Here is a 10,894-nt window from a genome sequence, read left to right on the forward strand (position 1 = left end):
CCTCCTTCGCCGCCCGCCCCTCGGCGGCGGCCCGCAGGCCCGCCGCGCCGGACGCCGTCATGCCCGCGAACCAGTCGAGTCCCTCGGCGCCGAAGGGGGCGAGGCTCGCCACCGCGACCACGGCGAGCACCCGTTCCGGCAGGAGCGCACCACAGGCCAGGGCGTGCGGGCCGCCGCCGGAGTGCCCCATGACGGCGAACCGGTCGATCCCCAGGGCGTCGGCGACGGCCCCGACGTCGTCGGCCGCCGAGGCGACGTCCCGGCCCGGCCGGGGAGTCGATCCGCCGTACCCGGGGCGGTCGTACGAGACCCAGCGGACCCCGAGCCGGGCGGAATCCGCGAGGAGCGGCTCCGGGGGCGCGCCGATGTTCGGCGTCCCGTGCTGCCAGAAGACGGTCACACCGGGGCCCGCCCCGGTGTCGTAGACGTGCAGCACGCGCCCGTCGCCCAGCTTCAGATCGGTCTCGACCACCACGGGACCACCCCTCCCGACGCGTCCTTCGGCGACACGAACCTACTGGGGGCCGGTCGCCACCGGCAGCAGTTCCGGCCGCTTGGCGCGGCGGTCGTCGCCGGACGAGCGACCGCGCAGACGCCGGCCGAGCCAGGGACCGAGGAAGGAGCCGGCCCAGCGGAGCTCGGCGGTCACCGCGCCCAGGCCCGCGGGAAGGGCCTGCGGGGGCAGGGGACGGGTCCAGGAGTCGTCGGAGCCGGGCAGCGCCAGCGCGTGGGCGACGGCGGCGGCTATGCGCGCGTGGCCGACCGGACCGGCGTGCAGCCGGTCGGGACTCCACAGCCGGGGGTCGGTGACGACGGGGTGGTGGGAGGTCTCGACGACGGTGACGCCGTGCCGGCGCGAGGCCGCGCGGATCCGCTCGTTGAGCGCCTCGACGCGGGGGCCGAGCGGACGGGCGAGCGGGGTGATCCGGCCGACGTCGGGGAAGGTGAGGGTGGCGACGCGGGCCCCCTGCCCGGTCAGCGCGGCGAACATCGCCTCCAGGTGCCCGGCCGTCGCGTCCACGTCGAAGCGGGGCCGCAGCAGGTCGTTGACGCCGGCGACGACCGTGGCGAGGTCCGGTCGGAGCGCGAGGGCGGGCCCGAGCTGCTCGGCGCGGACCTGCCCGGCGAGGCGGCCCCGGACGGCCAGGTTGGCGTAGAGCGCGTCGGGGTGCTCGCGGGCGAGCAGCTCCGCGAGCCGGTCCGCCCATCCCCGCAGCCCGACCGTGTCGTCCCCGTCACCGAGCCCTTCCGTCTGGCTGTCCCCCAGGGCGACGTACCGCAGAAACGTGCCGTCCGACATGGGCTCCGCCTTCCTCGACCACCTGCGCACCACCCTCCACCATATTCACTTTTTTGACTAGTCGACTCGATTGGCAGGGCCGCTTCGATCAACAGGGCGGGGAACCGTGCTCGGCCTGCCGGTGCGCCCCTTCGTGCCTCTGACCGGCCGAAGGGTCAGGACTCCTCCTGCGGGGGCTCCTTCTTGTGGTGCAGGGCCTTCTGCAGCCGGGCCACGACCGCTTCGCCGTACCTCCGGTGGCCGTGGACGCGCGGGTCGTCCGTCACGTCGTACCGCTTCACGTACGCCCCCAGGAAGGCCTGGAGGGTGGCGACGGCCGGAATGGCGATCAGCGCGCCGACGGCCCCGAGCAGCGCCGTGCCCGCGATGACCGAGCCGAAGGCCACCGCCGGGTGGATGTCGACGGTCTTCGAGGTGAGCTTCGGCTGCAGCATGTAGTTCTCGAACTGCTGGTAGACCACGACGAAGCCGAGCACCCACAGCGCGTACCAGGGGTTGACCGTGAAGGCGATCAGCATCGGCAGGGCACCGGCCAGATAGGTGCCGATGGTCGGGATGAACTGCGAGACCAGGCCGACCCACACGGCGAGCGCCGGGGCGTACGGCACGCCCAGGATCTCGAAGAGCACGAAGTGCGCGATGCCCGAGATGAGGGCCATCAGACCGCGCGAGTAGAGGTAGCCGCCGGTCTTGTCGACGGCGATCTCCCACGCGCGCAGGACCTCGGTCTGCCGGGCCGGCGGCAGGACGGAGCAGAGCGCGCGCCGCAGCCGGGGCCCGTCGGCCGCGAAGTAGAACGAGAACAGGAAGATCGTGAGCAGCCGGAAGAGTCCGCCGAGGACGGTGGCGGAGACGTCGAGGACGCCGGACGCGCTGTTCTGCACGTACTTCTGCAGCCAGTCGGAGCTCAGCACGCTGTCCTGGACCTCGACGCGCGACAGGTCCGTGTGGAAGTTCTGGTTGCTCCAGTTGATCAGCGAGTCGAGGTACTTCGGGAAGTTCTCGACCATGTCCACGATCTGACCGGCCAGCATCGAGCCGAGGAGGACGACGAAGCCGACGCCGAAGACCGTCACCGCGAAGAAGACGAGGAAGGTGGCGAGGCCGCGGCGCATTCCGCGCGCCGCCATGCGACCGACCGCCGGCTCGATGGCGAGGGCGAGGAAGAAGGCGAGCAGGATGTTGACGAGGAGGCCGACAAGCTGGTGGAAGGCCCAGTTGCCGAGCTGGAAGACGGCGTAGAGCGCGAGGGCGAGCACCAGCGCACGGGGCAGCCAGCGCGGCATCCGAGCGGGCCCGGCTGCCGGGCCGGCCACGGCGTCCGCCGACGGGGCGGCCACGGCACTCCCTTCGGCTCCGGGTCCGGCTCCTCCGATCGGGCCCGGGGCCCGGGAAGCCGTCGCGTCGGTCACATCGGGTACGTCGGGCGCATCGTTCGGTTCGGTCTTCTCGGTGTCGTCAGTCGGGGCCACCCCGCCAGTCTCGCGCACCGCACGGACATTCCACCCGGGACCCCTCACATCCCCTCCGGTCACCCCGCGGTTCGCCTTCCGGTCACCGCTTGTCGGCCGGTACGTCGACGGCCGCGCAGACGGCACGCCACACGTCCTTCGCCTCCCAGCCGGCGTCCAACGCCCCCCGTACCGTCCGGCCCCCGAGCTCCGCCATCACATGGTCGCTCGCGAAGGACTCGGCGTAGGACGCACCGAAGTGGTCGGCCATCCGTTCCCAGAAAATCGTCAACCGCATGACCCCAGTATCCCGCTCCCAAGAGTGCAGCCCGCTCCGCAGGCCTTGTCACCGCGCTTTTCCGCCCTACGGTCGGAGCATGGCCGAAAATCCCCTCTCCACCCCGCCCTCGACTCCCCGGGCACGCGCCGAGCGCTTCGTCTGGCTGACGGCCCGCGTCCTCGAACAGCGCCGGTTCGCCTACCACTTCCTGCGCGGTGGCGCGGACCAGGTCGAGACGGCCCTCATGGCGTACCTCAACGAGGACGGCGGCTACGGACACGCGCTCGAACCGGATCTGCGCGGCCCCGTGAGCCAGCCCCTGCACACCGCGCACGGGCTGCGGGTCCTGGACTCCATCGGCCGCTGCGGCGGACTGCGCGTGGAACGGATCTGCCGCTACCTCACGGAGGTGTCCACGCACGACGGGGCGCTCCCGGCGATCCACCCGTCCCAGCGCGGCTACCCGTCGGCGCCCTTCGTCCCGGTCGTCGACTCCCCGCCGAGCGCGCTGCTCTCGACCGGTCCGGTGGTCGGCGTGCTGCACCGCAACCAGGTGTGGCACGCGTGGCTGTTCCGGGCCACCGAGTTCTGCTGGTCGGCCGTGGAGTCGCTGGAGACGTCCCATCCGTACGAGGTCCAGGCGGCCGTCGCCTTCCTTGACGGGGCCCCCGACCGCCCGCGCGCGGAAGCGGCCGCCGACCGGCTCGGCCGGCTCGTCCGTGAGCAGCGGCTCGCCGTCCTGGACCCCGACCGGTCGGAGGACTACCCGGTCTCGGACGGCTACGCGCCCGGCGAGCACCACTATCCGCACGACTACGCGCGCGTGCCGGACTCGCTGGCCGCACGCTGGTTCACGGACAAGGAGATGGCCCGCTCGCTCGACCGGCTCGAAGCCGACCAGCAGGAGGACGGCGGCTGGCCGATCCGCTGGCGCGCCTGGGCGCCCGGCTCGGCCCTGGAGTGGCGCCCCATCGTCACCATCGAGGCACTGCGCACCCTGCGGGCGCACGGCCGCGCCATCGGCTGACCGGGGGCCCCGCACGGGGACGGACCGAGGCCTTCTACGGAACGGACCGGGGCTCGTACGGAGACGGACCGGGGCTCGTACGGAGACGGGCCCCGGGCGCCCGCTCACCGGCCCCGTACGACCCCTGCCGTCGCCGTTCCCGCCGTCGCCGTCACCAGCCCAGGGCCCGTACCCCCGCCGTGACGGCGACGGCGGCGCCCACGACGACCAGGAACGGCGCGCGCAGGACGAGCGCGACGGCGGCCGCGGCGAGCCCGGCGGCCCGGGCGTCCAGGACCAGGTCGTGGCCGGCGCTGAAGGTCTGCTGGGCGGTGAGCGCGGCGAGCAGCGCGACGGGGAGCAGGGCTGCGAGCCGCTTGACGAGCGGGCGTTCCAGCGCTCCGGCGGGCACGAGCAGGCCGATCAGCTTGACGAGGTAGCACCCGGCGGCGGTGAGGGCGATCGCGATCCAGACGTTCATCGGGAGTCCTTCTCTCCTCCGGTGGAGGCCGTGCGCCGGCCCTGGGCCCAGAGCACGGCGGGTGCGGCGAGGGCGGCGGCGAGGACCGGGACGCCGGCGGGCAGGACGGGCAGCAGCCCGAGACCGAGCAGGACGGCGATCCCGGCGGTGGCGCGCTCGGTCGCGGACTTCAGCATGGGGGCGAGCAGGGCCAGGAAGACGGCGGGTCCGGCGGCGTCGAGCCCCCAGGCCGCGGTGTCGCCGATCGCCTCGGCACCGAGCGCTCCGAGGAAGGTGGTCAGGTTCCACAGGACGTACAGGGTGAGCCCGGTGACCGTGAAGCCGATCCGGACGGCCCGGCGGGACGGCTGGGCGAGCGCGACGGCCGTGGTCTCGTCGATCACCCAGTGCGCGGCGAAGGGCCTGACGGCCTTCGGCAGGGCGAGGAGCTGGGAGAGCCGCAGCCCGTAGAAGGCGTTGCGGGTGCCCAGGAAGAAGGCGCCGGCGGCGGCCGTGAAGGGGTTGCCTCCCGCGGCGAGCGCTCCGACCAGGGCGAACTGCGAGGCGCCGGTGAAGACGAGCAGGCTGAGGAGGCAGGTCTGGAGGAGGCTGAGGCCGGAGCCCGCCGAGGTCACGCCGAAGGCGAAGCCGGAGAGCCCGACGGCGACGCCGACGCCGAGCGCGTCGCGGACGACGGCCGCGTCGGGCTTGGCGGGGGTGCCGTCGCGTATGACGGGAGGTGCTGGTGCTGTCTGTTCTGCCACGTCAGGGACGTTACGGGGCTGCTGCGGCCCCGGTCTTGTACGTTCTTGCGGCGACTACGGAGCCCGCCGTCCGGCTCCCCGCGCGCGTTGGTACGCGCCCGGCGGCACCCCGACGCTGCGGGTGAAGTGCCGGCTGAGGTGCGACTGGTCGGTGAAGCCGACGGCGGCGGCCGCCTCCGCCGGGGGCGTCCCCGCGTCGAGGAGCTGCCTGGCCCGTCGTACGCGCGCGTCGGTGAGCCAGGTGTGCGGAGGCATCCCGTACGCCTTGCGGAAGGCGCGGAGCAGGGCGAACGGGCTGGTGCCCAGGTCGGCGGCGAGCCGCTCCAGGGTCGGCGGCTCGGCCATCCCTGCCTCCAGGACCTCACGCGCGCGTGCCGCGTCCCGGGCGCCCGCCGAGCGGGGCGGGAGCGGGGTGACCAGCCCTCCGTGGCTACGCAGGAGCCGGGCGGTGACCAGGCGCAGGAGGCTGTCCGCGGCGAGCGCGTTGCCCTCCTCCGCGGCCCGGTGGACGCCGACGACGAGCTGCGCGGCGTACGGGTCGTCGACGACGGGCGAGGCGAAGCCGGCCTCGCCGCGCAGGGCGAGGGTGTCGGCGGCGATCGACCGGACGATCTCCGCGTCGGGGTAGATCGTCCGGTAGGTCCAGCCCTCGGGCACGCCCGCGTGCCCGGTGTGCGGGGTGTCCGGGTTGACGAGAGCGATCTGTCCGGGCCCGGCGTGGACGAGCTCGTCGCGGTAGTGGAAGGCCTCGACGCCCTCGGTGATCGCGGCGAAGACGAAGGACTCGTGGGTGTGCCGGGCGAAGGCCTTGCGGATGTAGTGGGCGTGCAGCAGGTCGACCCCGGGCAGCTCGGCGTACTGCCAGTACCGCGCCCGCTCCTCCCCGCTCGCACCGTCCCTCGCCATCCCCCCATTCTGCGCCCCGCCGGCGCCCCGCGACGATCGGGATTCCCCCAGGTCCGCACGGTTGTCAGTGGTCGGGTGCACGATGGGGGACATGGTCAGGTCCGCGCTCGACTCGTTCTCCCCCGCGACCCGCGGTTGGTTCACCGGGGCCTTCGCCGCGCCCACGGCGGCGCAGGAGGGCGCCTGGAAGGCCATCGGCGCGGGCTCCGACGTGCTCGTCGTCGCGCCGACCGGCTCGGGCAAGACCCTCGCCGCGTTCCTCGCCTCCCTGGACCGGCTCGCGGCCTCGCCTCCGCCGGCCGAGGCGAAGAAGCGCTGCCGCGTGCTGTACGTGTCGCCGCTGAAGGCCCTCGCCGTGGACGTCGAGCGGAACCTGCGCTCGCCATTGACCGGCATCCGGCAGGAGTCGGTGCGGCTCGGCCTGCCCGAGCCGGACGTCCGGGTCGGGATCCGGTCCGGGGACACCCCGGCGGCCGAGCGCCGGGCGCTCGCGACCCGGCCGCCGGACATCCTGATCACCACCCCCGAGTCCCTGTTCCTGATGCTGACCTCCGCCACGCGCGAGGCCCTGACGGGCGTGGAGACGGTCATCCTCGACGAGGTCCACGCGGTCGCGGGCACGAAGCGGGGCGCGCACCTGGCCCTCTCCCTGGAACGGCTCGACGAGCTGCTGCCCCGCCCGGCGCGCCGGATCGGCCTGTCGGCCACGGTCCGCCCGGTCGACGAGGTGGCCCGCTATCTCTCCCCGGGGCGGGCCGTGGAGATCGTGCAACCGCCGTCGGGCAAGGAGTTCGACCTCTCCGTCGTCGTGCCCGTCGAGGACATGGGCGAGCTGGGCGGCTCCCCGGCCTCCGAGGGCAAGGACGGCGGGGACAAGCCGTCGATCTGGCCGCACGTCGAGGAGCGGATCGCCGACCTCGTCCAGGCCCATCGCTCCACGATCGTCTTCGCGAACTCCCGCCGGCTCGCCGAGCGCCTGTGCAACCGGCTCAACGAGATCGCGTACGAGCGGGCGACCGGCGAGCCCCTGCCCGAAGGGGCTCCTCCGGCCCAGGTCATGGCCCAGTCGGGGGCGGCGCAGGGCGCCCCGCCGCTGCTCGCCCGGGCCCACCACGGCTCGGTGTCGAAGGAGCAGCGCGCCCAGGTGGAGGAGGACCTGAAGGCGGGCCGGCTGCCCGCCGTGGTGGCCACCTCAAGCCTGGAGCTGGGCATCGACATGGGCGCGGTGGACCTGGTGGTGCAGGTCGAGTCGCCGCCCTCCGTGGCCTCGGGGCTCCAGCGCGTGGGCCGCGCGGGCCACCAGGTGGGAGCGGTCTCCACGGGCGTGGTCTTCCCGAAGTACCGGGGCGACCTGGTGCAGGCGGCCGTGGTCACCGAGCGGATGCGCTCGGGGGCGATCGAGTCGATGCGGATCCCCGCCAATCCGCTGGACGTCCTCGCGCAGCAGCTGGTCGCGATGGTCGCGCTCGACACCTGGCAGGTGGACGACCTGCTCGCGGTGGTGCGCCGCGCGGCCCCGTTCTCGTCGCTGCCGGAGTCGGCGTTCACCGGCGTACTGGACATGCTGGCCGGCCGCTATCCCTCGGACGCCTTCGCCGAGCTGCGCCCGCGCGTGGTCTGGGACCGGGTCGCCGGGACGGTCACGGGTCGGCCGGGCGCGCAGCGGCTCGCCGTCACCTCGGGCGGCACGATCCCCGACCGGGGCCTGTTCGGCGTCTTCCTGGCGGGCTCGGACCCCGAGAAGGGCGGGGGCCCGACAGAAGGGGCAGCGCATGGCGCTTCCGGCAAGGGTGGTGGTGGGCGACGGGTCGGAGAACTCGACGAGGAGATGGTGTACGAGTCGCGGGTCGGCGACGTCTTCACGCTCGGCACCACCTCCTGGCGGATCGAGGACATCACCCGGGACCGGGTGCTCGTCTCCCCCGCGCCCGGCGTCCCGGGCCGGCTGCCGTTCTGGAAGGGCGACCAGCTGGGCCGCCCGCTCGAACTGGGGCGGGCGGTGGGCGCGTTCCTCCGCGAGGTCGGCGCCCTCGGGGACGAGGACGCGCGCCTGCGGCTGCTCGCCGCGGGCCTGGACGCCTGGGCCGCGGAGAACGTCCTCGCGTACCTCGGGGAGCAGCGCGAGGCCTGCGGCCACGTGCCGGACGACCGGACGATCCTGGTCGAGCGCTTCCGCGACGAACTCGGGGACTGGCGGGTCGTCATCCACTCCCCGTTCGGGGCGCAGGTGCACGCCCCGTGGGCGCTGGCGCTCGGCGCGCGGCTCGCCGAGCGCTACGGCATGGACGCGCAGGTGATGCACGCGGACGACGGCATCGTGCTGCGCCTGCCGGACGCCGACCTGATGGGCCTGGACATGGGCCTGGACCTCCTCGACCACGAGCCGGTCGACCCGGACCGCCACCTGGACACGACGTACGACGCGGACAAGGCGCCCGTCGGCGCGGCCGACACCCTCTTCGACAAGGGCGAGATCGGGCAGATCGTCACCGACCAGGTGGGCGGCTCCGCGCTGTTCGCCTCCCGCTTCCGCGAGTGCGCCGCCCGCGCCCTGCTGCTGCCCAAGCGCAACCCGGGCAAGCGCACCCCGCTGTGGCAGCAGCGGCAGCGCGCGGCCCAGCTCCTCCAGGTGGCGAGCGAGTTCGGCTCGTTCCCGATCGTCCTGGAGGCCGTCCGCGAGTGCCTCCAGGACGTCTTCGACCTCCCGGGCCTCGAAGAGCTGATGGGGGACATCGAGTCCCGCCGCGTCCGCCTCGTCGAGGTCACCACCCCCGAGCCCTCCCCCTTCGCCCGCTCGCTGCTCTTCGGTTACGTGGCGCAGTTCCTGTACGAGGGCGACTCACCGCTCGCCGAGCGGCGGGCGGCCGCGCTCTCCCTGGACTCCCGGCTGCTCGCGGAGCTCCTCGGCCAGGCGGAGCTGCGCGAGCTCCTCGACCCCGAGGTCCTGACGGAGCTGGAGCGAGAGCTCCAGTGGCTGGCCGAGGACCGCCGGATCAAGGACGTGGAGGGCGTCGCCGACCTGCTGCGGGTCCTCGGCCCGCTGACCGACGCGGAGCTGGCCGAGCGCGGCGCCTCGTCCGCCTTGGCACCCGAGCTGGAGGCGGCCCGCCGCGCGATCCGGGTGCGGATCGGCGGCCGGGACCACTGGGCGGCGATCGAGGACGCGGGCCGGCTCCGGGACGCCCTGGGCACGGCCCTGCCGGTCGGCGTGCCCGAGGCCTTCACCGAACCGGTCAAGGACCCGCTGGGCGACCTGCTCGCGCGGTACGCGCGCACGCACGGCCCTTTCACCTCCTCCCAGGCCGCCGCCCGCTTCGGCCTCGGTGCGGCCGTCACCGACGGCGCCCTCCAGCGCCTGGCGGCCTCGGGCCGAGTGGTCCAGGGCGAGTTCCACCCCTCGGGGATCGGCCAGGAGTGGTGCGACTCGACCGTCCTCCGCAGGCTGCGGCGCCGCTCCCTGGCGGCCCTGCGCCAGGAGCTGGAACCGGTGCCCCCGGCGGCCCTCGCCACCTTCCTGCCGCAGTGGCAGCACCTGGGCGGCAACAGCCTGCGCGGCATCGACGGCCTCGCGCGCGCGATCGAGCAGCTCCAAGGCGCGCCGGTCCCGGCCTCGGCTTTGGAGAAACTGATCCTGCCGTCCAGGGTCCGCGACTACTCCCCAGCGCTCCTCGACGAGCTGACGACGACCGGCGAGGTCGTCTGGGCGGGCGCGGGCTCGCTCCCGGGCAAGGACGGCTGGGTCTCCCTCTACCTGGCGGACGCGGCCCCGCTGCTCCTCCCGCCGGCGCACCCCCTGGAGCTGACCGCCCTGCACGAATCGACGCTCACGGCCCTCTCCGGCGGATACGGCCTGTTCTTCCGGCAGATCGCCGACCAGATCCGGGCCACCACCCACCCGGACGCCACCGATCCGCAGCTCGCCGACGCCCTCTGGGACCTGGCCTGGTCGGGCCGGCTCACCAACGACACCCTGGCCCCGTTGCGTGCGCTCCTCGGTTCGGGCCGCACGGCGGGCTCCACCGCGCACCGCGCGCGGCGCACGGTCCCGCGCGGGCGGTACGGCACGCTGACCACCGCGGCCCGTCCTGCGTCCCGCACCGGCCCGCCGACGGTCTCGGGCCGCTGGTCCCTCCTTCCGCCTCCCGAACCGGAGCCGACGCACCGGGCGCACGCCCTGGCCCGCACGCTCCTTGACCGGCACGGCGTGGTCACCCGGGGCGCGGTGGCGGCCGAGGGCGTGGAGGGCGGTTTCTCGGCCACGTACCGGATCCTGGCGGCCTTCGAGGACAGCGGGCAGGCCCGGCGCGGCTACGTCGTGGAGGGGCTGGGCGCGGCCCAGTTCGCGATGGACGGGGCGGTGGACCGGCTGCGGGCGGCGGCGACGGCACGCGACCGAGGTGCGGAGGCCGCGGCGGGCCCGCGCGCGCTGGTCCTGGCGGCGGCCGACCCCGCGAACGCCTACGGCGCGGCCCTCCCCTGGCCCGAGTCCCCGACCGGCGCCGGTCACAAGCCGGGCCGCAAGGCGGGCGCGATGGTGGTCCTGGTCGACGGCGAGCTCACGCTCTACGTGGAGCGCGGCGGCAAGACGGTCCTCTCCTGGCCGACGGACCCGGAGGACGCGGGTCTGGGGGCGGCGGCGGAGGCGCTGGCGGCGTCGGCGCGGGCAGGGTCCCTGGGCACGGTCACGGTGGAACGCATCAACGGCACGCCGTCCCTGACGTCCCCCC

General features: G+C 74.5%; 9 protein-coding genes. 2 read left to right on the forward strand and 7 right to left on the reverse strand.

What is annotated here, in order from left to right; translation table 11 throughout:
• The 4 genes from CCN56_RS16465 to CCN56_RS16480 all read right to left on the reverse strand — a co-directional run.
• Window positions 1-472: alpha/beta fold hydrolase (locus CCN56_RS16465; protein WP_373412860.1), on the reverse strand; the 472-nt coding region annotated here is incomplete at its 3' end.
• A gap of 42 nt (window positions 473-514) precedes the next feature.
• Window positions 515-1,300 (reverse strand): SGNH/GDSL hydrolase family protein, encoded by a 786-nt coding sequence (locus tag CCN56_RS16470; RefSeq protein ID WP_086827625.1) that lies wholly within the window; start codon window positions 1,298-1,300, stop codon window positions 515-517.
• Between the two features lie 155 nt (window positions 1,301-1,455).
• Entirely contained in the window at window positions 1,456-2,586 is a 1,131-nt protein-coding gene (locus CCN56_RS16475; RefSeq protein WP_086827636.1) for an AI-2E family transporter, read from the reverse strand.
• 268 nt (window positions 2,587-2,854) lie between these two features.
• The gene (locus CCN56_RS16480; RefSeq protein WP_086827627.1) at window positions 2,855-3,049 is read right to left on the reverse strand and encodes a DUF3046 domain-containing protein; all 195 of its coding nucleotides are present in this window, start codon (window positions 3,047-3,049) and stop codon (window positions 2,855-2,857) included.
• Between the two features lie 79 nt (window positions 3,050-3,128).
• On the opposite strand from CCN56_RS16480, the gene CCN56_RS16485 reads away from it, so the two are divergent.
• Window positions 3,129-4,058 (forward strand): hypothetical protein, encoded by a 930-nt coding sequence (locus CCN56_RS16485; protein ID WP_086827629.1) that lies wholly within the window; start codon window positions 3,129-3,131, stop codon window positions 4,056-4,058.
• A 151-nt stretch (window positions 4,059-4,209) separates the two neighbouring features.
• On the opposite strand, the gene CCN56_RS16490 is transcribed toward CCN56_RS16485, so the two are convergent.
• From CCN56_RS16490 to CCN56_RS16500, 3 genes are read right to left on the reverse strand one after another with little or no spacing between them, the layout of a single operon-like run.
• Window positions 4,210-4,518 (reverse strand): AzlD domain-containing protein, encoded by a 309-nt coding sequence (locus tag CCN56_RS16490; protein ID WP_041131559.1) that lies wholly within the window; start codon window positions 4,516-4,518, stop codon window positions 4,210-4,212.
• The gene (locus tag CCN56_RS16495) at window positions 4,515-5,261 is read right to left on the reverse strand and encodes an AzlC family ABC transporter permease (protein WP_086827631.1); all 747 of its coding nucleotides are present in this window, start codon (window positions 5,259-5,261) and stop codon (window positions 4,515-4,517) included. Before CCN56_RS16495 ends, CCN56_RS16490 begins: the two co-directional genes overlap by 4 nt.
• Window positions 5,262-5,315: 54 nt before the next feature.
• Window positions 5,316-6,167, reverse strand: a complete 852-nt coding sequence (locus CCN56_RS16500) for an AraC family transcriptional regulator (protein WP_086827632.1) — start codon at window positions 6,165-6,167, stop codon at window positions 5,316-5,318.
• 91 nt (window positions 6,168-6,258) lie between these two features.
• Here CCN56_RS16500 and CCN56_RS16505 point away from each other — a divergent pair.
• A partial coding sequence (locus CCN56_RS16505) for a DEAD/DEAH box helicase (RefSeq protein ID WP_086827634.1) occupies window positions 6,259-10,894 on the forward strand: 4,636 nt, incomplete at its 3' end.

The organism is Streptomyces sp. NRRL B-24572 (assembly GCF_002156145.1).
GTDB lineage: Bacteria > Actinomycetota > Actinomycetes > Streptomycetales > Streptomycetaceae > Streptomyces > Streptomyces vietnamensis.